This window comes from Martelella sp. NC20 (genome assembly GCF_013459645.1).
Classification (GTDB): Bacteria; Pseudomonadota; Alphaproteobacteria; order Rhizobiales; family Rhizobiaceae; genus Martelella.
In genome coordinates this window covers 5,092,067-5,116,531 of record NZ_CP054861.1, presented here as the reverse complement: position 1 = coordinate 5,116,531, position 24,465 = coordinate 5,092,067, and the positions used below count along the sequence as shown (strand labels likewise).

Here is a 24,465-nt window from a genome sequence, read left to right as displayed (position 1 = left end):
TTGGAATACGATAAAACCGATATCTCGCGCCTCAACGACAGCGACATGGAAGCGGCGCTGGCAAAAACGCCGGTGCTTCTTCTGCCGATCGGCGCGGTGGAAAGCCATGGCGATCACCTGCCGGCGGGAACCGACAACATTCTGGCGGCAAGGCTCGTCGAGGAACTGGTCAGGACGATCGACGGTGAAACGCCGGTGCTCAGGTTACCGGTGCTGCCGTTCGGCCAGGTCTGGTCGCTTGGCGAAGCGGCGGGATCCTTCGGCGTCAGCAACGAGACGGTCAGCAACACGATTGTCGAGATCGCCCTCAGCGCCGCCGGGAAGGGCATCCGCACCGTGGTGGTCGTCAACGCGCATCTCGGCAACGCCGTTGCCATTCGCGATGCGCAGCGCCGGTTGCGGGACAAGGGCATCACGCTGGCGAATTTCTTCTATCCCGGCGCCGGCCCGGTGATCGAGGAGGTGCGCCAGAAAAGGCAAGCCCATCCTTCCTACATGCATGCCTGCGAGATCGAGACGTCCTATATGCTGCATCTGGCGCCGGACGCGGTCGATATGGGCAGGGCCATCGAAAACTATCCGGAGTTTCCGGAGGATTTTGCAACGATTGCCTATCGCTGGACCGATTTTTCCGAAAGCCCGGTCCTGGGCGATGCCCGCGCGGCAACAGCGGAAAAAGGCGAAAAAATCCTGAAGGTTGTGCTGGCCAATATGGCAAAGCAGATAGCCGTCCTCTATGCTAGGCAGCTTCACGGCAATAGCTGAGCGGCGGAGGACTTCGGCTTCTCGGAGATTGCGGACACGATGACATCCGAACCGTTTTCAGGAGCCCCCTCTTGCGCGCAGATGCCCCCGCGGCGAAGGACCATCGCCCGGTCTATATCCAGATTGCCGAAACGCTGAGAGCCCGGATCGTTTCGGGTTTCTACGACGACAAGGTTGACGGCGAACTGAAGCTGGCCGCGCAATGGCAGGTCAGCCGCCGGACGATCCAGCAGGCGTTAGAGATCCTAGTGCGCGAGGGCCTGCTCGTGCGCCAGCACGGCATGGGCACCTTCATCAACCGCAAGGGCGTCGAAAAGCGCTATCACGCGATCGCCTCGATCACCGAGAGCATGGTCGGGCAGGGGCTGAGGCCCGATTATACGGTTCTCGAAAGCGGCGAGGTTCCGGCGGGCGAGGCGGAGAGCCGCTTTTTCCGGCTTCCCGAAGGTAGCACGGTCTATCGCCACAAGCGGCTGGCGGTGGCCGATGGCAAGCCGCTTGCCGTGGTTTCCACCAGCCTCAATCTCGCCGTTCTGGAAGGGCTCGAACTTTCCGCGCTCTCCGGCTCGCTCTATAAGGTTTTGCGCGAGAGATTCGGCCGCACCGTGGTCGTCGCCGACGACAAATACATGCCGGTCGCAGCCGATGCCGAGATTGCATCCCTCCTGATGCTTCCCGAAGGCGCGCCGGTGTTTCTGGCCGTGCGTGAGGCGCGCGATCAGACGGGCGCGCCGCTTGAGGTGTCGCGCATCGTCATGCTGCCGGTGCCGCTCGACATCTCGATCCGCAATGTCGGCTTCCCCTCCGCCGAACCGGACAACCGCAGCCCTGCTGCCAGGGAATGGACCTACATGGTCGGCTTCGGGAATTTCCGGTCGGATGGCGAATAGCTTATCCGGCAACCGCCCTTAATACGCCAAGAGCGGCCTCGCTGCCTGCCTGAAACCGTGCAAATCCCGCGTCATAGGCGGGTTTTACGATATCGGACGGGTCATAGTGGGCCTTGAGCCTGAAGGTCGCTTCGCAGGCCTCGTCCAGCGTGGCAAAATCGCCGATGGCGACGGCGGCGCAGAGCGCGGCACCCTTTGCGCCGAACTGCGTGCCTTCCGGCACTTCCACCGGCGCGCCGGTGACATCGGCAATCAGCTGCGACCAGAACGGGCTTCGGGCGCCGCCGCCGACGAGGCGGATCGAGGTTTCGACGCCGCCGATCGCCTCGAAGCAGTCACGGATCGCATAGGCCAGCCCCTCATAGACGGCGCGCACCATGTCGGCGCGGCGGTGATGCGGGGCAAGACCATGAAAGCCGGCGCGGGCTCTTGGTTCGATACGCGGCGCGATGACGCCCGCAGCCGACAGATAAGGAATGAAACACACGCCATTGGCGCCCGGCGGGCTCTGTGCCGCCAGCGCGCCCAGCGCCTCATAGGGCGCTTCACCGGCGGCGAGATCGGGACAGAGCGTTTCGAGGCACCAGTCGAGCACGGTGGTGCCCGCGACATTGACCATGGATTTCATCCACCGATTTCCCGGAACGATGAACAGCAGCCCGAGGTCGCGCGGCTCATAAACGGCGCGGTCGAAGATGACGCCGTTGAGGCAGGTGGTGCCGAGCACGCTGACGGCCTGTCCCGGCCTGTGGGCGCCGGCCCCAAGAACACAGGCGCTGGTATCGCCGGTGCCGATGGCCACCGGCGTGCCGGCGGCAAGGCCGGTCGCCGCGGCGGCCTTTTCGGTGACCGCGCCGGCAAGCGTTTCGCCGCGAGCGACGGGCGAGAGCAGGTGGACATGGTCTTCGATGCCGAGGAGGGCTGCCTGATCGGGGTGGAAATCGCGGGTAACGGCCGAACCCGGGGCCATTGCGGCTTCGGATTCATCGGTTGCGACCGCGCCGGTCAGCCGGTAGCGGATGAAATCCTTGGCGGTCAGGATGTGGCGGGCCTTGGCCAGCACGTCCGGCTCGTTTTCGGCAAGCCAGGCGATCACCGGCAATGTGCAGCCAAGCTGCATCACCGAGCCGGAATGGCTGAAGACGGAGGATATCAGCTCCGGCTTTTGACGTTGAAGCCTTGCGACGAGGTCCTGTGCGCGGGCATCGTTCCACAGGATCGGCGGGCGCAGAAGCCGGTCGTGTTCATCCAGCGCCCAGACGCCGACCATGACGCCAGTAATGCCGATGCCCCTGATCGAAGTCGGATCGATGGCAGCGGCCGCAAGAAGATCGCCGATAACGCGAACCGCCGTTTCCCAGGTGGCCTCGCCGTCGAGTTCCGACCAGCCAAGCGGCGCGTCGAGCAGGGACATGCGCTCGCTTGCCTCTGCCTGCTGCTGTCCGTTTTCGTCGAAGAGAGCGGCCTTGATGACGGATGTGCCGATGTCGATTCCAAGATACATGCCCGTCACTATGGCTTGTCCATATATGTAGTCAAGTGGTGCCGGTTACCGCCATGCCGGTATTCCGGCGGCCGCAATGCGGGATAGCGATCGGGGCAGGGGCGCAGCGCTTGCGCCGCGCCCCGAAAGGTCACGAAAAGATCACGCCCTTGCGGAGAATGAAATTGCCGTAGGGGCGCATTTCGCTTGTCTGGACCACGGCGAACGACTCTTTGGCGCGCTCGTAAAAGGCGAAACGCTCCAGTCCGACCGGCTTGTGGCCAAGCGCATCGAGCGTCGGCATGGCCTCCGCGATTACCGGCGGCACGGCGTCGGGTTCGCCCACGACCTGCATGGTGAGAACCGGGTCGGGTTCGAATTCGTCGAGCGGCAGCAGCGAAACGATTGCCGACAATGCCTGAAGCGCGTCGCACCCGATCGTAAGCGCCGACCCGTAGACGGTCTGCTCGCCAACGGAGGCTGCGGGGAAATTGGCATCCACGATCACGATCTCGTCGCCATGACCCATCATGGCAAGGACGTGCAGCAGGTCGGGTCCGAGAAGCGGATCAATCCCTTTCAGCATGGGTATTCCTTTCAAAAGCAATGGTTTACGGTTACCACGAGCCGAGCGGTCGAGTGGCCGCTGCCGGGAAGAGCCATCGGCCTGTCATATGGCCTGCCCGAGCCGAAAGCAAGAAGGCGCAGCCGGGTGCGATTTTCCGGGTTCGCCAAGTCCGCCCGGCTCGATTATCCGCCGGATACGGGCCGCGCGGGTCAACCGCGCGGCGGAAAGCGGCGGCCCAAACATCCGGATTCACTGCGTTTTACGCTGTTTGCCTAGCGGATGCCGGAAAGCTATAGTGCCGAAAAACAGAAGCCAGATTGCGCGATCGAGCTGACCTTCTGATCAGGTGGGGGACCTGCGATGACTTTCGAGCAATTGCGCATCTTCGTCGAAGTGGCCGAGCGTCAGCATGTCACGCAGGCCGCGCAGGCGCTCAACATCGCTCAATCCGCAGCCAGTCACGCGATCGCCCAGCTTGAGGCGCGCTACGATACCCAGCTCTTCTACCGCGTCGGGCGACGGATCGAGCTGTCCGAAGCGGGCCGAACGCTACTCACCGAGGCGAGCGCGATCCTGGGGCAGGTGGAGCGCGCCGAACTGGCGCTGAGCGAGTTCAGCACGCTGTTGCGCGGGACGCTGCTGGTCGAGGCGAGCCAGACGATCGCGAGCTACTGGCTGCCCGCGCGGCTGGCCACATTTCGCCGGGCGCATCCCGGCATTACGCTCCGCATGAAGATCGAGAACACCCAGCAGGTCGCCGATGCGGTGCTGACGGGGGCTGTCGAACTCGGCTTCGTCGAGGACGAGGTCGTTCATCCGCAACTGGTCTGTTACCCCGTCGCCGCCGATCGCCTGATCGTCGTTGTCGCGCCCGACCATCCCTGGGCCGGACTGACGCGGCTCGACCCCGTCAAAATGTCGGAAAGCGATTGGGTGCGGCGCGAGACGGGATCGGGTACGCGCTCCGCTTTCGAACACGCAGCCCTCGCGCTGGGCGCGGATGTGGCGGGGTTTCGCATCGCCATGGAACTGCCGTCCAACGAGGCGGTGCGCGCGGCGGTTGAAGCCGGGCTCGGGGCAGCGGCGATGTCGGCTTCGGTTGCGGCGCCCAGCCTGGAGGCGGGATTGCTGCATCACGTTCCTCTTGAATTGCCGGAACGATCATTCATCGCCCTGCGTCTCGCCGCCCGTCGCCCGACCCGCGCCGTGGCGGCGTTCTTGAACCAGCTGGGCATCGTCGAGCCGGCGAACGGCACACAATCCGAAAAGCATTGAACCTCGCCGTCGACACGTCTTGATGGCCCGCGCCGGGAGACTTGCGGCGCGGCCGATGTCCGGTTTTTCGGCGACGGGCCTTACCACTCCGGGGAGCGGGGCCCGGAAAGGCAGCGGTGCGGGCACATACCGCAATCCATCGGAATTCCAGATTGAACGTATCCAATCCCCGTATTGGACCGTTTCGTCCGGTTTCTCTACGTATGGTTTAACCGGACTACCGGACGAGGAACCCGACAATGCGCAGGACCAGCCATGAAGGCATGATGCCACAAGCCGACGACACGGCTTCCAGCCCTTCGGCGGGCAGCGCTCTGACCGGGCCGCCGCAGACCACGGATGAGCACGAGCCCGACTACCGTTTCACGCTCGCCAATGAAAGAACCTTCCTTGCCTGGGTGCGCACGGCGCTGGCGCTTCTGGCCGGCGCGGTGGGGCTGATGCATTTCGCGAAACCGCTGACCGGCGTCGATCCCGACAAGTTCTTCGCCATCGGGCTGGCCGGTGCGGGTCTCGCGGCCATCATTTACGCAACATGGCGGTGGCACAGCGTCCAGCGGGCCATGTGCCACGATGCGCCGTTGCCCGGCGGCATCGTCATCTGGTTCCTGTCGGGTCTCATCATCCTGACCGGCGGCCTTGCCGGGATCACCGCGCTTTTGAGCGGTGGCCTCCTGTGATCGGGAAAGGGCAGGCCCGTGACCGAACGTCTCATCCCCGGTCGCCCCGGCTTGCAGCCCGAGCGGACGGACCTGTCCTGGGTCCGCGCAGCACTGGTCGTTGCCATCTTCGGTGGGCTTCTGCTGCTGCGGGAAGGCGGGCCGCGGGGCCTGTTGTCAATTCTCGGCGGCAGCTTCGCCATGGCGCTTTCCATCATGATGATGCTGACCGGCGCGAGACGCACGCGACGGCTCGGGCGGCGACCGCTGCCGCATCACCTTGCGCCACGGCAGGAAGTGCTGATCACCGGCATCTCTGTCGCCCTGCTGGGAGTGATCACGCTCCTGATGATCGGTGTCCGCTGATGGCGGCGCGCATATCGTCTCCGACCGTCCCCTTTCCGTCCCCGCTTGAAGGAGCCCCAGATGGCGCGAAATGACCGTGGCGCGAATTCCGCCCCCTCGCAGCAAGCCCTCCATGACAGTCCCGCTCCAGATGAGGGCGACGGGGTCGTAACCTCTCCCCGGATCGGCGATCGGGTCGCGAAAACCACCTGCTACATGTGCGCCTGTCGCTGCGGGATCGACGTGCATCTCCGCGACGGCAAGATCCGCTACATCAACGGCAACAAGGACCATCCGGTCAACCAGGGCGTTCTGTGCGGCAAGGGCAGCGCCGGCATCATGCAGCATTACAGCCCGGCGCGGCTGCGCAAGCCGCTGTTGCGCACCGGTCCGCGCGGCAAGGGCGAGTATCGCGAGATCGAGTGGGACGAAGCGTTACGGATCGTCACCGAGCGCCTTGCCCGTATCCGCGCCACAGACCCGAAGAAGCTGGCCTTCTTCACCGGCCGCGACCAGTCGCAATCGCTGACCGGCTGGTGGGCAACGCAGTTCGGCACGCCGAACTTCGCCGCCCATGGCGGTTTCTGTTCGGTCAACATGGCCGCTGCGGGCCTTTATTCCATCGGCGGCGCGTTCTGGGAATTCGGCGAGCCCGACTGGGAGCGCTCGAAATACTTCATGCTGTTTGGCGTGGCCGAGGATCACGATTCCAACCCGATCAAGATCGGCCTTGGCAAGCTCAAGGCCAACGGCGCCAAGGTGGTGGGGATCAATCCCTGCCGCACCGGCTATAACGCGATCGCCGACGAATGGATCGGCATCCGTCCGGGCACTGACGGGTTGTTCGTGCTTGCGCTGGTGCATGAGCTGTTGCGCGCGGGCAAGGTCGATCTCGATTACCTGATCCGCTACACAAACCTGCACCAACTGGTGATCCGCGATCCAGGTGCTGCCGACGATGGTCTGTTCCTGCGCGATGGCGACGGCAATATCCTGAGCTGGGAACGCGACAAACGCACCACCGCGATTTCCAGCGATCCGGCCATTTCTCCGGCAATGAGCGGCACGTTTCAGGCGCTTGGCCGAACCGTCAGCCCCGCTTTCCAGCTTCTCGCCGAGCGCTATTTGTCGAAGGGCTATGCACCCGAGGCGGTGGCCGATTCCTGCGGCGTGCCCGCCGCCACCATCCGCCGGATCGCGGCGGAACTCGCGAAGGTCGCCTTCGAGGAGGAAATCGAGCTGCCAATCGCCTGGACGGACTGGGCGGGGCGCGAGCACAAGACGATGAAGGGCCGTCCGGTCTCGATGCATGCCATGCGCGGCATCTCGGCCCATTCCAACGGCTTTCACACCTGTCGCGCCATCCACCTGCTTCAGGTTCTGCTCGGAACCGTCGATGTCCCCGGCGGCTTCCGCTACAAGCCGCCCTATCCGAAACCGGTCCCGCCGCCGCTGAAGCCGGCGGGCAAGGATGGCGGAAAGCCCGACACGCCGCTCGCCGGCGCGCCGCTCGGCTTCGTTACCGATCCCGCGGATCTGCTGGTTGACGAAAACGGCGGCCCGATCCGCATCGACAAGGCCTATTCCTGGCAGGCGCCGTTCTCCGCCCACGGGCTGATGCACATGGTGATCCGCAACGCCCATGACGGCGATCCCTATCCGATCGACACGCTGTTTCTCTACATGGCGAACATGGCGTGGAACTCGTCGATGAACACCACCGAGACGGCGCGGATGCTGACGGCCAAGGACGGGAACGGCGACTACAAGATCCCGTTCATCATCTATTCCGACGCCTATCATTCCGAGACGGTGTCCTACGCCGACCTGGTGCTGCCGGACACGACCTATCTGGAACGCCACGACTGCATCAGCCTGCTCGACCGGCCGATCAGCCATGCGGACGGGCCGGGCGATGCGATCCGGCATCCGGTTCTCGAACCCGACCGCGACGTGCGCGGCTTCCAGTCGGTGCTGATCGACCTCGGCGCAAGGCTGGGGCTGCCGGGCTTCGTCAATGATGACGGCAGCGCGAAATACCGCGACTATGCCGATTACATCGTCAACCATGAACGCAGCCCCGGCATCGGCCCGCTCGCCGGCTGGCGCGGCGAGGACGGCGATCGGCACGGCCGCGGCGCGCCGAACGCAAACCAGCTTGAGCGCTATATCGAGCATGGCGGCTTCTGGCATCATGAGTTCAGGCCGGAGGAACGGTTCTACAAGATGGCCAACAAGGCCTATCTGGAGACAGCGGTGCAGTTCGGCTTCCTGCCCAAGGCCGAGCCGATCATCCTCCAGATCTATTCCGAACCGCTGCAGCGTTTCCGTCTGGCGGCGAAGGGCCACGGTCCGGTCCAGCCGCCCGAGAGCGAACGCGAGCGGGTCGCCACCCATTTCGACCCGCTGCCGTTCTGGTCAGAGCCGCTTGAGGAGACCTTGATCTCGACGGAGGACTATCCCGTCCACGCGCTGACGCAGCGGCCGATGTTCATGTACCATTCCTGGGGGTCGCAGAATGCGTGGCTGCGGCAGGTGATGAACCAGAACAAGCTGTTCGTGCATCGCGACCTTGCCGCAAGCCAGGGCCTCGACGACGACGACTGGGTCTGGATCGAAAGCCCGCATGGAAGGGTGCGCGGCCAGATCACGCTGGTCGAGGGGGTGAACCCGAACACGGTCTGGACCTGGAACGCCATCGGCAAGCGCCGCCGGACATGGGGCCTGCATGCGGATGCCGGGGAGGCAAACCGCGGCTTTCTTCTGAACCACGCCATCACCGAACTGCTGCCGCCGGATGCCAAGGGCCGCCGGTTCAGCAATTCCGATCCGGTGACCGGGCAGGCCGCCTGGTTCGATCTGCGCATAAGGCTGGTGAAATGCTCGCCCGAAGAAGCGGGCACAACCGCCCCGCTCGATCCGCCGGTTGAACTGCCCCCGGGCCTCTCCGAAGGTCCTGACAAGCTGACCTATGGCGCTGAATTCAAGCCAACGCATAAACCAAGGGAGCGCGCGAAATGACCTGTCTTCCCGAAAAGACCGACCGCAAGCTCGGTCTGGCGATCGACCTCGACACCTGTGTCGGCTGCAATGCCTGCGTCACCTCGTGCAAGGAATGGAATGCGGGCGGGCACATGGCCCCGCTGACCGATCTCAATCCCTATGCCGACAAGGTGGACGGGGTGTTCTTCAACCGGGTCCACACCTATGAGCAGGATACGCCGAAGGGCGGGGCAACCATCCATTTCCCGCGCTCATGCCTGCATTGCGACACGCCGGCCTGCGTCACCGTCTGTCCCACCGGCGCGTCCTACAAACGCGCCTCGGATGGCATCGTGCTGGTGGACGAGGACAAGTGCATCGGCTGCAAGCTCTGTTCCTGGGCCTGTCCCTACGGCGCGCGGGAATTCGACGTCGATGTCGGCGTGATGAAGAAATGCACGCTATGCGTCGACCGGATCTACAACGAAAACCTCGCCGAGGAGGATCGGGTGCCCGCCTGCGTCGCCGCCTGTCCTACCGGCGCGCGTCACTTCGGCGATTTCGGCGATCCGGAATCGCCGATCTCGAAGCTTTCCGAGGAGCGCGGCGGCGTCGCGTTGATGCCGGAGCTCGGCTACAACCCGGTCAACCGCTACCTGCCCCCACGCCCGCGGCGCGACGCAGCCACCGCGACAGATGCCCTGCCGCTCGAGGATGCCGCGCCTGAAGGCGGGTTTCTCGGCTGGGTCGACCGCATGCTTTCGAGGTAGACGCCGATGCATCCCGCCTTTTCCGTCATCTTCTTCACCACCGCCTCGGGCGCGGGCTATGGCCTGCTGTTCGCGCTCGGGATCGCCGCTGCGCTCGGCCTGCTGCCGCCGGATTTCGGGCTTGGCGTTTCCGGCTTCGGCCTGTCGCTCGGGTTGATCTCGGCCGGGCTGCTGGCGTCGAGCGCCCATCTCGGCCGCCCCGAGCGCGCCTGGCGGGCCTTCAGCCAGTGGCGGTCGTCATGGCTTTCGCGCGAAGGGGTTTCTTCCGTTGCGACCTATATCCCCGCCGTCGCGCTGGCCTTCGGCTGGGTGATCCTGCACGAAAGCGGCGGCTGGGTCGCGCTCGCCGGCGGGCTTGCCGCGATCGGCTCCGTCGCGACGGTCAGCATGACGGCGATGATCTACGCCTCGCTCAGGCCGATCGCGGAATGGCACGGCCCCTGGACATTGCCCGCCTACCTCGTCTTTGCCGCGATGACCGGTCTGACGCTGCTCAACGCTCTGCTCGTGCTCTTCGGCCCCGCAAGCCGGTTCGTTACCGCGCTGGCGGTGGTCCTGGCGCTCTCAGGATGGGCGGTCAAGCGCGGCTACTGGGCCTACCGCGACAGCGGCAGGGGGCAACCCACCGCCAATCAGGCGCTCGGCCTTGGCGAGGGCGCGATCCGGCAGGTGCAGTCCCCGCACAGCGAGCAGAACTACCTGCTCAAGGAAATGGGCTATCGCGTCGCGCGCAAGCATGCCGCAAGGCTGCGCCGGATCGCGCAACTCCTGGCCTTCGCCCTGCCGGCAGCCTGTCTCACGCTGTCGCTGCTGCTTCCGGGAGCGCTGATCTTCGCGCTCGCCGCCGTCCCCCTGCAACTTGCCGGCATGCTGGTCGAACGCTGGCTGTTCTTCGCCGAAGCACGGCACACGGTGACGCTCTATTACGGCATGTGATATCGCAAGACGCTGTCCCGTGCCGGGTTTTCCTGAGGAATTCGGGACATCGAACGGGAACCGTCAGGAGCCGGCAGGCCGGATCGATCTTCCGTTCGTTCCGCCAAACGGTGGCCGGGGCCCTACAGATCCTTCACCAGCCGCAGGGCATCATAGATGGCGGCATGGATGTTGCGGGCAGAGACGGCGTCTCCGATCCGGAACAGCCGGTAGGCGCCGTCCGGGTTGGCGTTGACCGCCTGCGGGGTCCCAGCCACCAGCGCCTCGTAATCGACCGCGCCGAGATTGGATGATCCGGGCTTCAGTTCGAAATAGAGATCATCGAGCGGACGGGTGCCGTGGTTGACGATCACCTGATCGACCGAACGGGTGCGCGTCACCCCGCCGTAATCGCTGTCGATGGTGGCCAGAAGCCGGTTGCCGTCGCGTTCGACGCGCTTCAGCTTCCAGGTCACGGTAAAGGTGACATCGCGTTTCTGCAGGGCGCGCATGAACGGCGTGAGCGACATTGCCATCACCTCCGGCGAAAAGGACCGGTCGCGCGTCATGATCTCCACCTTCGCGCCGGTCTCGGCGATCTTCTCGGCCGCCTGAAGCGCCGGATAGTCGCCGGCATCATCATAGATCAGCACGTTATTGCCGGGCTTGACGTCGCCGGTCAGGATATCCCAGGCGGAAACCACGAGGTCCTCTCCCGCGCCGGTCACATCGGTGTGGGGCAGGCCGCCGGTGGCGATGATGACGATATCGGGCCGGTCGGAAAGCACGGTTTCGCCATCGGCGAAGCTGTTGAAATGCAAGGCGACGCCCAACCGTCGACATTCGGCGAAACGCCAGTCGATGATCGAGATCATCTCGCGACGGCGCTCGCTCCGGGCCGCAAGACGGATCTGGCCGCCGGGGTCGTTGGCCGCCTCATGCACGATCACTTCGTGCCCGCGCTCGGCGGCCACGCGCGCGGCCTCCATGCCCGCGGGCCCCGCGCCGACGATCACGACGCGGCGCCTTTGGGCCGCCGGCTGAATGGTCTGCGGCATGGTTTCCTCGCGGCCCGTTGCCGCGTTGTGAACGCAGAAGGCAAGCCCCCCCTGATAGATCCTGTCGAGACAGTAGTTTGCCCCGACACAGGGCCGGATGCGCTCTTCCTCGCCGGCGATGATCTTGGCAACGATATGGGGATCGGTCATATGCGCGCGGGTCATGCCGACCATATCGAGCTTGCCGCTGGCAATCGCGTGGCGGGCGGTCGCGACATCCTGAATCTTGGCGGCATGGAAGGTCGGGAAATTCGTGGCTGCGCGGATTTCGCCGGCGAAATCGAGATGCGGGGCGCTGGCCATGCCCTGCACCGGGATAACGTCGGTCAGGCCGGCATCGGTATCGATATGGCCGCGCACGACATTGAGAAAATCGACCAGCCCGCTGTCCTTCAGGCGGCGCGAAATCTCGATGCCTTCCTCGCGGCCGAAACCGCCCTCCAGCCGTTCATCGCCGGTGTAACGCACCCCGACCAGGAAATCCGGGCCAACCCGCCTGCGAATTTCGGCGAGCACCTCGAAGGTGAACCGCAGCCGGTTGTCGAGCGAGCCGCCATAGGGCGCATCCAGTTCATTGGTCAGCGGCGACCAGAACTGATCCATCAGATGGCCATAGGCCTGGATTTCAATGCCGTCCAGGCCGGCCGCTTTCATGCGTTCGGCGGCATCGGCATAATCGGTGATCAGGCGGGCGATGTCCCAGTCCTCGGCCTTTTTCGGAAAGGCGCGGTGCGCCGCCTCGCGCTCGTGGCCGGCGGAGACCACCGGCAGCCAGTCGGCCTTGTCCCAGCGGGTGCGGCGGCCAAGATGGGTCAGCTGGATCATCACCGCGCAGTCATGCTCGTGACACTCATCGGCGAGCCGCCTCATCCAGCCGACCACCTCGTCCTTCCAGGCGAGGATATTGTTGAAGACGGGCGGGCTGTCGCGCGCCACCGACGCCGAACCGGCGGTCATCGTCAGGGCCACGCCGGCGCGGGCGCGCTCGACGTGATAGGCGCGATAACGCTCCTTCGGCATGCCGTCCTCCGGGTAGGCCGGCTCGTGCGAGGTGATCATGATGCGGTTCTTCAGGCGCAGATGCCTGAGCTGGTAGGGCTGCAGCAGCGGATCGTTGTTCATGGCGTTCTCCTCTGGTTGAGAGAAGTTCGACATAACTGTACAGTACTGTCAAGTTAATCTACATCATCGTCTATTTTCTTGTATCGGCCCCGCCTTGCGGCTAGTCTGCGGCACATGGATGCTGACACGGAAAAGAATGCAGGCTGGCGCGGTTCGCGCGCATTATGGCTCGATGCGGCCCGGCAGGCGTTTGTCGAAACCGGCCTGGATGCGGTCAGGATTCAGGCGCTGGCCCACCGGCTGTCGCTGTCGCGCACCAGCTTCTACTGGTTCTTCAAGGATCGTGCGGCGCTTCTGGACGCGCTTCTGGAACATTGGGAAGACACCAATACCGGCGCGCTGATCGAAGCCTGCGATGCCTATGCCGAGACCCTTACGGAAGGCATTCTCAACCTGATCAGCGTCTTCATCGCGGAGGCGGAATTCGACCCGCGTCTCGATTTCTCCGTTCGCGGCTGGGCGGCGCAATCCGCCGATGTCACGGCGCGGGTCGCCAGTGCCGACAGCAGGCGGATTTCAGCGATCAAGGCGCTTTTCGTCCGCTTCGGCTTTGCGCAAGAAGAGGCGGATGTGCGTGCCCACGCGGTGTATCTGGTGCAGATCGGCTATATCTCGCTGCAGGTCACGGAAGATACCGCCACGCGCGTCGAACGGGCGGCGGAATATGTCAGGATCTATACCGGGCAGGCGCCGGACGAGCGGGAACTGGCCCGCTTTCGCGCCCGCCATGGCTGCTGAACCCGTGAGAGCGAGCCATGGATATTCGCGCGGCTTTCCTCGCGCTTTCCACGATGTGCCGAATGATCAGACAGCGCCGTTGCGGTTCCGGCGATATTTGTATGAGACAAAACGGGGACAATAGAGTCTGTCAGGTTCAAATCGAACCAGACAGACTCTAGATTTATTTGTTTTCGTTTGTCTTTTCGGGAAAACCGGATTCCACTTTTCCCTGACAAACTCTAGCGGTCAGGAGGGACGATTTTCCTCAGGCATGGCCTCACTTGCCAGCCGGCCGGGCGTAGCGGCGGGGACATCGCCGGTTCGCAGCCATGCCAGCGCGATCGGCCACAGACTGTCTTTGAAGCGATCGTGGAAAAACGCGAAATGGCCGATCGTCTCGACGCCGATGTCATCGGGGCGGATGCGCCAGTGCCGCCGATGACTGGCGGTGAAATAGGCCAGAAGCCGGTCGATCGCTGCCGGCGTTCCGTGGGGATCGTCGTCGAGGCCGATCGCCAGGATCGGCGCTGTCGCCCCGGTGAACCGCTGACGCAACTCTTCGGACTGGCGCTGGTCATCGATGATGCGGTCCTGACGCACGGTCTCCTCGAAGCGCGCTTTCATGCCGCTCCAGTCGCTGACGACGCCGGCCGGCGTGTCCTCCATCCAGCCGAGGCGCTTGGCCGGGAAGTAGCCGGCCAGCGCCGTCACCATCGGCATGACGATATGCCACTTCGCATACATCCGGAGGCGGTGGCCGGCGGCATAGTCGCGCCAGTAGGCGAACTGCGATCCGACGGTAAGGATGCGTCCGATCTTGTGGCTCGATGGCGCCAGGCCAATCGCAAACCCGCCGATCGAATGGGCGACAACATGGATCACCTGTCCTGGAAACGCTGTTTCCGCATGGCGAAGCGCGCCTTCGAGATCGTTTTCGCCCCAGTCCACCCAGTCCGCGTCGAAACCGCGCAGCGACCGCGGCCGGGATTCTCCGATGCCGCGATAATCGTAGGTGATGACGTTGAAGCCATTTCCGAACAGGTAATCCGCAAAGCGTGCGTAGTATCGGCATCGAACCGATGTCGCCGCGGATATCACCACAACGGGCCTTTCGCCATCGGCATGGCGCCATATGAAGCCGCCGAGCCCCATGCCATCGGGAGCCTGAAAGCGCAATGGCGCGCCCGAACGCCCCTGATCGGCAAGGCGTTCCGGCGACTGGATATCCGCTTGTTCGTCCACGCCTCCGCCCCGGTCAGTTCCTGGATACCCGATCTTATACAGTCTGGCTGTGGAGTCGAATGAGTATCTCTTTCGATGGCCTGAGGAGCGCTCAGGCGTCGAGGGTTCCAGATGGGATCAACGCTCGATGCGTTGACCGGATTCGTCGAAGATATGGACATCGGCGACATCGAAGGTGACACGGATGGTTGTGCCGGTTTTCAGCCCGTGCTGGCCGGCAAGCACGGCCATGACCCGCTCGCCATTGCCGGCTTTTCCGTAAACCACGGTTTCCGTGCCGAGCGCCTCGACCAGGGTGATGGCGATCTCGAAACCCGCCTGTTCGCCTGTCGCGAGCCTGATATGCTGCGGCCGCACGCCGAGCGTCACCTTCGCGCCGGAAGCAGGCCGCGCGCCGGTGATCGCCAGATCGAGCATTTCCGCGTCGAGGAGGCTGATCTTCGGCCCGGCCTCACCGGCATCGATAACGCTTGCCGGCAGGAAATTCATGGCCGGCGAACCGATGAAGCCGGCGACGAACAGATTGGCCGGGGTGTTGAACAGCTCCAGCGGCGTTCCGATCTGTTCGACCTTGCCGGCGCGCAGAACCACGATCCGGTCCGCGAGCGTCATTGCCTCCACCTGATCATGGGTCACATAGATCATGGTCGTCTTCAGCCGGTCGTGAAGGGCGGAGAGTTCGGCGCGCATGTGCACGCGCAACTCCGCATCGAGGTTAGACAGCGGCTCATCGAACAGGAACACGTCCGGATGGCGAACGATGGCGCGGCCGATCGCCACGCGCTGCCGCTGGCCGCCCGAAAGCGCCTTCGGCTTGCGGTCGAGATAGGGCTCCAGCTCCAGCATTTTCGCCGCATCCATCACCCGCCGTTCGATCTCCTGCTTGTTCATGCCGGCGAAGCGCAGCGCGAAGCCCATGTTCTCGCGCACCGTCATATGCGGGTAGAGCGCATAGGTCTGGAACACCATGGCGATGCCGCGCTTGGCCGGATCCTCGTCCGTCATGTCCCTGCCGCCGATCGAAAGCGAACCGGCGGTGATGTCCTCCAGCCCCGCGATCATCCGCAACAGGGTCGACTTGCCGCAGCCGGAGGGGCCGACGAAGACGATGAACTCTCCGGACCTCACGTCAAGATCGACGCCCTTGATGACCTCGATGGCGCCGAAGGACTTGCGGATTTCTTTGAGGGAAACATCTGCCATGGCAAACCTCAGGTGAGCGTGAAGGTGACGGCGTCGTCGGCAAACGGAGCGCAGCGAACCGAAAGCGTCAGCGTTCCGGTCTCCTCACCCGCCTCGACATAGAGGCCTGCGGTGCCGCCCCTGAGGCTTGTGATCTCCGGTCCGACGATGCGACCGGGTCCTTCAAGTGAAAGCACGACCGGCTCATCGAAGAAGGGCATGATGTTGCCGCACTGGTCGAGGGCGCGCAGGATGACGCGCACGCAATCCTTCTCGGCCGCCCTCAACTCGGTCGCATCCGGCACGATCTCGAGCGTCGTCGGCACGGGATTGGCGGAAAGCTTCATCGTCTTGACCGCTTTGCCGTCGATATAACCCGTCAGCGTACCGTCGAACCATTGGCGGCCCCAATCCCCGAACTCTTCGGCGGATACATTGTGGCTGTCGAGAATGACCGGCGGGTGAGGGAGGTGCGGATATGTCGCGCGGTCGGGCTCCACCCGCTTCGGCGCGCTGTCGCCGACGGTAAGCTCGATATAGTCGCAATTGGTCAGGATGATCAGCGGCAGCACGCCGCCGATATTACGTTCGCCGCGCGCCCAGAAGGTGACCGGCTGAAGCACAACCCCGTCCTCGGGTTCGCCCTGCGAGGCATAGGCATAGGCCGCGAACTTCGGTTCGCGATACATGTCCATCACGCCGTGATAGCAGATGCGGTCGCCGGAGCCGAAATCCTGATGGGTGTTGTAGTCGAACATGCACCAGCCGGTGCTGCCCGAAATCGTCGGATCGCCGGCGACGGCGTTCATCATCTGCAGGTGGCGGGTGACGTGCTCGGCCTGGCGGCTCTCCTGATCGAAGCGCTTGGTGGGATACATGTGGCCGTTATATTCGGTGATCATGTAGGGCACCGTCTTGGCAAGCCCGGTCACCTGCTTCTGGTCGCGGGTGGATATCCTTGCGTGGTTGCGGCCGGGCTGCTCCTCGTCGCCGAGGACGAAGTCGTTCATGGTGTAGACGTCTTCCAGCATCTCGCTGTTCTCGATGCAGCGCACGCCGCCGGTCTGGCGGGTGGCGTCAAGCGCGCGGGCAACCCGGTTGGTCTCGGCGTAGAAATCATGGTCGTCGGCGGATTCGTTGATGCGCACGCCCCAGATGATGATCGACGGATGGTTCCAGTCGCGGGTGATCATCCGGCGGACGTTTTCGACCGATTCCTGCTTCCAGACCGCGCCGCCGATATGCTGCCAGCCCGGAATTTCCTCGAAAACCAGAAGGCCGATCTCGTCGCAGCGGTCGAGGAAATATTTCGACTGCGGATAGTGCGAGGTCCGGGCGATGTTGCAGGCGAGTTCGAATTTGAGGATGTCGGCATCCTTTTCCTGCCCGCGTCTTCCCATGGCGTAGCCGAGATGCGGATAACTCTGGTGGCGGTTGAGGCCGCGCAGTTTCAGAAGCCTGCCATTGAGGCGGAAGCCGTCGCTGGCGAAGGACGCGGTGCGGAAGCCGAAACGGCTTGAAACTGCATCCGTGCCGGCTTCGGTGTCGAGCGTCACGGTCAGGGTATAGAGCGCCGGGTCATCGATATCCCACAGCCTGAGCCCTTTCAGGCCGGACAGTTCAAGACGCGCCTTTCTTCCCGAAAAGGAGGTCTCGGTGGTGGCTACCGTGTTGCCTTCGTCATCGCTGAGCGTGGCGCTGAGCCTGCCGCCGGTCTCATCCGTCAGGAACACGTCGGCGGTCACCGACTTGGTTTCGGCGAGCGCGTCGGGCGTCTCGATCTTGACGTTGTCGATCGCGACCGGGGTCGTCACCTTCAGCCAGACATCGCGATAGATGCCGGCAAAGGTCAGATAGTCTATGACATTGCCGAAGGGCGGGATTTCCGGGTTTTCCGAACCGTCGATCTTTACCGTCAGCAGATTGTCGCCATCCCTCAGATATGGACCGATCTCGACCTCGAAGGGGGTATAGCCGTCCTTGTGCGCGGCGATCTCTGTGCCGTTGAGCCAGACCACCGCATCCGCCATTGCGGCATCGAAGACGAGGGTGACGCGCTTGCCGGCAAAGTCAGAATCATTGGCGAACACCTTCTGGTAGGTGAAGGCGCGCTGATAGAGCGTCTCGTCGAAATAGTTGAAGGGCAGTTCGACGGTGGTGTGCGGCAGGCGCACCTTCTCGCCATTACGAAGGGCGCTGGTCGCCGCGTCATCGAACCCTTCGGAGAAGACCCAGCCGGCATTGAAATTCTGAACTTTACGCATGTGTATGACCTATTTGACGGAACCGAGCATGCCCTGGACGAACTGGCGCTGCATGGCGAAGAAGATGAGGAGCGTGGGCAGGGTCGCAAGGATCGTGCCGATCATCACCGTGCCGTAATCGGGGTAATAGGCGGAGGCGAGCGAGGAGACCACCAGCGTGATCGTCTTGGTCTCGTTCGACTGCAGCACGATCAGCGGCCAGAGATAGTTGTTCCAGTACAGCATGAACACGATGACGAACGCCGCCGCATAGGTCGAGCGCATCACCGGGAAATAGATGTGGAGGAAGATCTGCCATTCCTTCAGCCCGTCGACCTTGGCGGCATCGCGCAGTTCGGAGGGGAAGGACTTGGTGGCCTGGCGGAAATAGAAGATCACGAAGGCCCAGGCGATGAACGGCAGGATGATGGCGATATGGGTGTCGATCAAGCCGGCCTTGGCCGTCATCATGAACAGCGGGATCATGATCGCCGCGAACGGCACCATCAGCGTCAGAAGCACGATGGCGTAGACCCGGTCGCGCAGCTTGGAGCGGAACACCTCGAAACCGTAACCGGCAAGCGAGGTGACCGCGAGCGTCAGGAAGGTGCCGAGACCGGCGATCTTGATCGAGTTCCACATGATCCGCACGACATCGACCTGCGCGAGGAACCCCTCGATATTGGTCATCAGCGCATGGCCGAATGTGACCTTGCCGATGACGATATCGGCGGTGGTGTTGGTCGCGCCGATCACCATCCAGATGAACGGGAACACCGAGATGAAGGCGGCGATCCCCAGCAGGATATATGTCAGCGAGCCGGTGGCGAGGCGGGTGAGGCGGCGGGGCGTCAATTGCGTTCCCTCGCGGCATAGAATTGCAGGAAGGAGAGCACCGCGACGATCAGCACGATGACGTAGGAGACCGTGGCCGCATAGCCGAAATTGGGCATGAAGCGGAAGGTCAGGTTGTAGATGTAGAGCGACAGCGTCAGCGTCGCGTTCGCCGGTCCGCCCTTGCCCTCGGTCAGGTTGTAGACCTCGTCGAAGAGCTGCAGCGTGCCGATGGTGGAGGTGATCGTGGTGAACAGGATCACCGGCTTCAGCATCGGAATGGTGATATGCAGGAACCGCCGGTAAGCCGGCACCCCGTCGATGCGGGCGGCCTCGTAGATCGACCTGTCGATATTTTGAAGCGCGGCGAGATAGAAGATCATGTTGTAGCCGGTCCAGCGCCAGGTGATGGCGAGGATGACCAGCACCTTGGCCCAGAACGGATCGGTGAACCATTCGATCGGACTGTCGGCAAGCCCTATCGCTATCAGCGTGCTGTTGATGATGCCGTCGGTGGCGAACATGCTCTTGAACAGGATCGAATAGGCGACCAGCGAGGATACGCAGGGCAGGAAGATCGCCGTGCGGAACAGGCCGGAGAATCTGAGCCGCGGATTGTTGAGCGCATTGGCGAGGATCAGCGCCAGCACGATCATGATCGGCACCTGGATGATCAGGAAGGTCAGCGTGTTGGTCAGCGCCTGCCAGAACACGGCGTCGTACCAGAGCCGCTGGATATTCGAGAAACCGGCGAAATTCATCATCATGCCGCGGCCGGAATAGAACGACAGCACCAGCGAACGGATGATCGGATAGAACATGAAGGCGGCGACGAGAATGAGGGCAGGGGCCACGAACAGCCAGCCGTTGACGTCGTAGAACCGCTTCAGATTGCCGGGTCTTGCATTAGCCATGGTGGATCCCAGTTGCCGGCGGGCGAGCCGGTTCTCCAACAATCATGATGGCGAGGCCGGGGCAGGCGAACCCGCCCCGGCCAGACACCTTACTGGATCTGGAACTTGGCCTGATCGTTGATCGCCTTCAGCACCTCGTCGACCGGCTTGCCGTCGACCAGCGACTGGAGGTTGGAGGTGACCGCGACGTCGAGTTCGTTGGTGAAAATACCGTAATCGACCGCCGGGATCTGGTTCAGCCAATCGGAGAATTTCTGCCAGACCTTCTCGCCGCCGAAGAACGGATCGGCCTGCTGATAGGCTTCGCCTTCGCGCGCTGCCAGCAGCGATCCGACCGCGCCGCGCTCGACCAGGATCTTCTGGTAGAAACCGGTGTCCTTGGCGTAGATTTCGTTGAGGAAATCGACCGCCTCGTCCTTGATATCGGAGCTTTCGAGGACATACCAACTCGAGCCGCCGAGGTTGGAGGCATTGATCGCGCCGTCGATGCCATCAAGTTTCGGGATGGGGGCGACGCCCCATTTGCCGGACTGGTCTTCCTGCGCCTTGATGGTGCCGGTGATCCACACGCCGGTGATGACCGAGGCGACATTGCCGGAGGTGAACGCGTTGACGTAATCCGACCAGCCCGTCGCCGGATAGATCAGGCCTTCCTTGGCGATCTTGGCCTGGGTTTCGAGAGCGGCCTTGAGGGCTGCGTTATCGAGAACGTCGAGGTCGCCGTTTTCGTCGAAATACCAGCTTCCGGCCGACTGCATCATGATCCGGGTCATGCCGCCGTCATTGAGGTCGAGCGTGGTCATCTTGTGGCCGGTCTTGGCCTCGACATCCTTGCCGATCTCGATGAACCGGTCCCAGGTGATGTCCTGCATGTCCTCGGGCTTGAAACCGGCTTCCTCCAGATAGTCGCGGCGGTAATACATGCCGGTGACGCCGGTGTCGAAAGGCATGCCGTAGACCTTGCCGTCGACCGTCATCAACTGCACCTTGTAGGGTGCGAAGGCTGAATAATCGACGACGCCATCCATGGCCGCAAAGGCGCCCGGAAACGACTGGAGATATTTCTGCGCGCCGTAGTCCTCGATCAGCACGATATCCGGCAGCGCATTGGTGGCGCCGGAGGCAAGGGCCGTCTGGAGCTTCTGCTCGACATCGGCCTTGGCGAAATCGACGACGTTGAAGGTCGTGTCGGGATGCGACTTCGAATAGATCTCGCCCGCTTCCTTCATGATCGCGACATTGAAATTGGGGTCCCAGCACCAGATGGTAATTTCGCCCGCGAAGGCGGCGGTCGCACCGAATACACACGCCCCCGACAGCGCCACACCCGTGATGCGGCCCAGCACTTTCTGCTTATCCATTGGTTTCCTCCCGTTTGGACAATTGCCCGGCGGCTCTCCCTGCCGCCCTTCAACAAGCTAACTGCAAATTGGAAAACTTCGCAATAAAAAATTTAGTAAAAAACTAAGTAAATATTTCTATCCGGCTGGCGGCCGGCGGCAACTGTCGCGCCAGATCATCTCGCTGGGGATGATCACGCGCTTGGTATATTCACGCCCGTTGATGCGCTCGACGAGCAGGTCGACGGCGCATTCGCCGATGGCTTCGCCCGGTATCTTCATGGTGGAAAGCGCGGGATTGAGGAACTGGGCGACCGGTATGTCGTTGAAGGAAGCGATGGCGATGTCGTCCGGCACGGAAAGTCCCGCTTCGGCCAGAGCCCGGCCGGTTCCGATCGCGATATTGTCATTCGCGGTCAGGATCACATCCGGGCGTTCCGTGCGGTCGAGCAGGTCGCGGGCATGCTCATAGCCGACTTCGAGCCGCAAATTCTGGCCGTCATTGCAGTCATTATTGAGTGCGATCAGGGCCGGATCGAATGTCCCGCGGGCCTTTTGCCAGTCCACATAGGCCCGGCAGCGGGTTTCGCTGTAGGGAACATCGCCAAAGCTGATCCTGTCCTCCGCGCCGATGAAGGCGATGCGCCGATAGCCGGCAGCGGCAAGGCTATCGAGAATTTTCGTGGTCGCCAGAGCAAGATCGCTGTAAACACAGTCGTATTGTTCATCCGAAGGCTGGAAGTCGGCGAATACCAGGTGGTCGCAACACTCTTCGAGAAAGGCAATCTCCTCGGGCCTGTGCTTGCCGACGGCGATGATGCCGGCGACCCCCTGCAGCAGGCTGCCCTCGTTGAAAAGGTCGGCGTGAAACACCTTCACGATTTCACTCTGGTAGTGTTGCGAACGCCTCTCTATGCCCAGCCTTACCCCGATATAATACGGGTCGATCAGCTCTTCGTCGCGCTCCAGGAAGTGAACCGTGGCAATGCGGGGCAAAAGGTCCGCGCGCGGTTGCTGCGGGCGGATCGGCGCGACCTTGCGGCGATTGCGGTTGCGCGGCGTTGCGTAATCCAGCGCCTCGGCGGTTTCGATGATCGCCTTGCGCTTGGCTTCGCTCACCGACAGGGTGGGATCGTAGTTCAGCACGCGGGAAACCGTACCGGCGGAAACGCCGACCGCCTTCGCAATTTCACGGATTGTGACCATCATCTCCCCCGAGGCAGCCGGAACCACAACGGTCTGGCAGTTCTGGTAAATTTTTACCAAAACCCGGATAGACTGCAACCCTTTCCTGCACTTTTCGGTTCGGGTTGTTCCGGGCGGATAATGAACGGGGCCTGGAGCATCGCCATATGCTCCAGATTCTTTATTTTGACGCGTCGGGTTGACGAAAAACCGGATTCCACTTTTTCGCCCGCCGCTCTAGCCCTTGACGGCGCCGGTGGTCATCGAGCCGAAAATCTGCTTGTACATCAAAAGCCCGATAACGGCCGGCGGCAGCGCGCCGATGATCATGACGGCGGAAGCCGTGCCCCAGTTGACGCCACCGCCGCTGGCGGCAAAGAAGAACGAGGCGCCCACCGTCATCGGCACGGCCTTGCTGGTGGTCAGCATCAGGCCGAACAGGAACTCGTTCCAGGCGGTGATGAAGCCGAAGATGAAGGTGGTCAGCATGGCGGGACGGACCACCGGCCATATCACCTGCCGCAGGATCTGCGGCGTCGATGCGCCATCGACCTTGGCGGCTTCATCAAGATCGACCGGGACTTCGGAAATGGCGTTGACGAGGATGACCAGCGCCAGCGGGATATTGACGATCGTCAGGATCAGCCCGAGGCCGATCCGCGTGTCGAGCAGGCCCAGCCACTGGTACATCATGTAGAGCGGGATCGCGAAGATGATCAGCGGCACGGCGCGCAGGTTGACGACCACGGGAAACAGGACTTTCCGGCCGACCTGAGACCGGGCGATGGCATAGGCCGCCGGAAAGGTCAGGATCATCGCCAGCACCGTGCCGATCAGCGCGGCCACCGTGGAGTTGAAGAGATAGAGCCAGATGTTGAAACGGGTCGTGTCCGTCAGCACCGAAAGATAGTTGGAAAGCGTCGGGCTGTTGATCCAGAAGCCGGCATTGGAACTGATCTCGCGCGCGCTCTTGAACGAGGTGATCAGCGTCACGATCACCGGGAAGTTCATGGCGATCGCGGCGACGGCGAACACGATCCAGCGCAGCGTCTTCATCATGACCGGCCCTTTCTGCGCGCACCGAGCGCTGTCAGGGCGTACAGCACGATGAGCGAGGCGATGAACAGAATGACGGAGGCGGCGACGGCCTTGCCGATCGCGCCCTGCTTGAAGAATGCCTGATAGATATAGATCGACAGCGACGTCGTCGAACCGCCCGCTCCGGCTCCGGTGAGCGCGTAGATGTTGTCGAAAACGCGGAACCCATCGATGAAGCGAATGAAGAACGCGATCACCAGCGTCGGCATGATCAGCGGAAGCTCGATCCTGGTCAGCATCATCCATCCGCGGGCGCCGTCGAGCGAAGCGGCTTCGCGCACATCCGTCGGTATCGCGGAATAGGCCGTGTGAAACAGCAGGAACGCGAACGGCGTCCACTGCAGCGTTTCGATGACGACAAGCGTCTTGAAGGCGTTGTTCGCATCAAGAAAGGCGGGGCTGTCGCCGAACCACATCCACAGATAATAGGGGACGGGCCCCGCGAACTCATGCAGCACCAACCGATACATCAGGCCGACCATGGCGGGTGCGACCATCAGCGGCAGCATCAGGGGCGCCATCAGATAGGGCCGTTTGCCGAGAAGCGGACTGAGAAAGATCGCCAGAAACAGCCCGATCAGGCATTCAGCCAGCGCGGTGATGATGCCGAAGCGCAGCGAGAACCATGAGGCCTGCCAGAAATACCGGTCGTTCAGCACTTCCAGATAGTTTCCAAATCCGCTGAGTTCCGGCGCGCGCAGGTTCTCGAAGGAGACCGACGAGACCGAGTAGACCAGATTGACGATCGCCGGAAAGCCCAGAAAGAGCAGCAGGAATATGACAAGCGGGGACAGAAACAGCCGACCTTCGCCCGGTTTCACAAGTTGCATAAGGTTAACCGCCGATGTTCATCGTTAATCCGGGAACCGTCATGG

The 24,465-nt window shown here is 62.9% G+C and carries 21 protein-coding genes; 9 read left to right on the top strand and 12 right to left on the bottom strand.

Going from position 1 to position 24,465, the window contains the following annotated elements; genetic code table 11:
• A complete protein-coding gene (locus tag HQ843_RS24445; protein WP_180900764.1) occupies window positions 1-765 on the top strand; it encodes a creatininase family protein in 765 nt (254 codons plus the stop codon).
• 71 nt (window positions 766-836) lie between these two features.
• Entirely contained in the window at window positions 837-1,655 is an 819-nt protein-coding gene (locus HQ843_RS24440; protein ID WP_180900765.1) for a GntR family transcriptional regulator, read from the top strand.
• Between the two features lies 1 nt (window position 1,656).
• On the opposite strand, the gene HQ843_RS24435 is transcribed toward HQ843_RS24440, so the two are convergent.
• Window positions 1,657-3,159 carry an FGGY-family carbohydrate kinase gene (locus HQ843_RS24435; RefSeq protein ID WP_180900766.1) on the bottom strand — a complete coding sequence of 501 codons (1,503 nt, stop codon included), beginning with the start codon at window positions 3,157-3,159 and terminating at the stop codon, window positions 1,657-1,659.
• Between the two features lie 130 nt (window positions 3,160-3,289).
• Window positions 3,290-3,724 carry an RbsD/FucU family protein gene (locus tag HQ843_RS24430; protein WP_180900767.1) on the bottom strand — a complete coding sequence of 145 codons (435 nt, stop codon included), beginning with the start codon at window positions 3,722-3,724 and terminating at the stop codon, window positions 3,290-3,292.
• 342 nt (window positions 3,725-4,066) lie between these two features.
• Between HQ843_RS24430 and HQ843_RS24425 the strand changes: the two genes are divergently transcribed.
• The 6 genes from HQ843_RS24425 (at window position 4,067) to HQ843_RS24400 (ending at window position 10,673) form a co-directional block, all read left to right on the top strand.
• On the top strand, window positions 4,067-4,981 hold the full coding sequence (locus tag HQ843_RS24425) for a LysR substrate-binding domain-containing protein (RefSeq protein ID WP_180900768.1): 915 nt from the start codon (window positions 4,067-4,069) through the stop codon (window positions 4,979-4,981).
• 239 nt (window positions 4,982-5,220) lie between these two features.
• On the top strand, window positions 5,221-5,661 hold the full coding sequence (locus HQ843_RS29810; protein WP_305793957.1) for a YidH family protein: 441 nt from the start codon (window positions 5,221-5,223) through the stop codon (window positions 5,659-5,661).
• Window positions 5,662-5,679: 18 nt separating this feature from the next.
• Window positions 5,680-6,006 (top strand): DUF202 domain-containing protein, encoded by a 327-nt coding sequence (locus tag HQ843_RS24415; RefSeq protein ID WP_180900769.1) that lies wholly within the window; start codon window positions 5,680-5,682, stop codon window positions 6,004-6,006.
• A gap of 60 nt (window positions 6,007-6,066) precedes the next feature.
• Window positions 6,067-9,006, top strand: a complete 2,940-nt coding sequence (locus HQ843_RS24410; RefSeq protein ID WP_180900770.1) for a molybdopterin oxidoreductase family protein — start codon at window positions 6,067-6,069, stop codon at window positions 9,004-9,006.
• Window positions 9,003-9,737 (top strand): 4Fe-4S dicluster domain-containing protein, encoded by a 735-nt coding sequence (locus tag HQ843_RS24405; RefSeq protein ID WP_180900771.1) that lies wholly within the window; start codon window positions 9,003-9,005, stop codon window positions 9,735-9,737. Before HQ843_RS24410 ends, HQ843_RS24405 begins: the two co-directional genes overlap by 4 nt.
• A 6-nt stretch (window positions 9,738-9,743) precedes the next feature.
• Entirely contained in the window at window positions 9,744-10,673 is a 930-nt protein-coding gene (locus HQ843_RS24400; protein ID WP_180900772.1) for a dimethyl sulfoxide reductase anchor subunit family protein, read from the top strand.
• Window positions 10,674-10,795: 122 nt separating this feature from the next.
• Here HQ843_RS24400 and HQ843_RS24395 read toward each other — a convergent pair whose 3' ends face one another.
• On the bottom strand, window positions 10,796-12,832 hold the full coding sequence (locus HQ843_RS24395; RefSeq protein WP_180900773.1) for an NADH:flavin oxidoreductase: 2,037 nt from the start codon (window positions 12,830-12,832) through the stop codon (window positions 10,796-10,798).
• A 114-nt stretch (window positions 12,833-12,946) separates the two neighbouring features.
• Between HQ843_RS24395 and HQ843_RS24390 the strand changes: the two genes are divergently transcribed.
• The gene (locus HQ843_RS24390; RefSeq protein ID WP_180900774.1) at window positions 12,947-13,570 is read left to right on the top strand and encodes a TetR/AcrR family transcriptional regulator; all 624 of its coding nucleotides are present in this window, start codon (window positions 12,947-12,949) and stop codon (window positions 13,568-13,570) included.
• Between the two features lie 228 nt (window positions 13,571-13,798).
• Here the strand turns inward: HQ843_RS24390 and HQ843_RS24385 are convergent, their stop codons facing one another.
• The 9 genes from HQ843_RS24385 to HQ843_RS24345 form a co-directional block, all read right to left on the bottom strand.
• Window positions 13,799-14,794, bottom strand: coding sequence for an alpha/beta hydrolase family protein (locus tag HQ843_RS24385; RefSeq protein WP_210275294.1), 996 nt, complete (start codon window positions 14,792-14,794; stop codon window positions 13,799-13,801).
• Between the two features lie 117 nt (window positions 14,795-14,911).
• Window positions 14,912-15,997 (bottom strand): ABC transporter ATP-binding protein, encoded by a 1,086-nt coding sequence (locus HQ843_RS24380; RefSeq protein WP_180900775.1) that lies wholly within the window; start codon window positions 15,995-15,997, stop codon window positions 14,912-14,914.
• A gap of 8 nt (window positions 15,998-16,005) precedes the next feature.
• Window positions 16,006-18,240, bottom strand: coding sequence for a glycoside hydrolase family 2 protein (locus HQ843_RS24375; RefSeq protein WP_180900776.1), 2,235 nt, complete (start codon window positions 18,238-18,240; stop codon window positions 16,006-16,008).
• A gap of 9 nt (window positions 18,241-18,249) precedes the next feature.
• Window positions 18,250-19,074 (bottom strand): carbohydrate ABC transporter permease, encoded by an 825-nt coding sequence (locus HQ843_RS24370; RefSeq protein WP_180900777.1) that lies wholly within the window; start codon window positions 19,072-19,074, stop codon window positions 18,250-18,252.
• Window positions 19,071-19,967, bottom strand: a complete 897-nt coding sequence (locus HQ843_RS24365) for a carbohydrate ABC transporter permease (protein ID WP_180900778.1) — start codon at window positions 19,965-19,967, stop codon at window positions 19,071-19,073. The genes HQ843_RS24370 and HQ843_RS24365 overlap by 4 nt, the downstream gene beginning before the upstream one ends.
• A gap of 89 nt (window positions 19,968-20,056) precedes the next feature.
• Window positions 20,057-21,328, bottom strand: coding sequence for an ABC transporter substrate-binding protein (locus tag HQ843_RS24360; protein WP_180900779.1), 1,272 nt, complete (start codon window positions 21,326-21,328; stop codon window positions 20,057-20,059).
• A 117-nt stretch (window positions 21,329-21,445) separates the two neighbouring features.
• Window positions 21,446-22,513, bottom strand: coding sequence for a LacI family DNA-binding transcriptional regulator (locus HQ843_RS24355; protein ID WP_180903336.1), 1,068 nt, complete (start codon window positions 22,511-22,513; stop codon window positions 21,446-21,448).
• Between the two features lie 216 nt (window positions 22,514-22,729).
• Window positions 22,730-23,551: a carbohydrate ABC transporter permease gene (locus HQ843_RS24350; protein WP_180900780.1), complete on the bottom strand. Its 822-nt coding sequence runs from the start codon at window positions 23,549-23,551 to the stop codon at window positions 22,730-22,732.
• On the bottom strand, window positions 23,548-24,420 hold the full coding sequence (locus tag HQ843_RS24345) for a carbohydrate ABC transporter permease (RefSeq protein WP_180900781.1): 873 nt from the start codon (window positions 24,418-24,420) through the stop codon (window positions 23,548-23,550). Before HQ843_RS24345 ends, HQ843_RS24350 begins: the two co-directional genes overlap by 4 nt.
• Window positions 24,421-24,465: the final 45 nt, after the last annotated feature.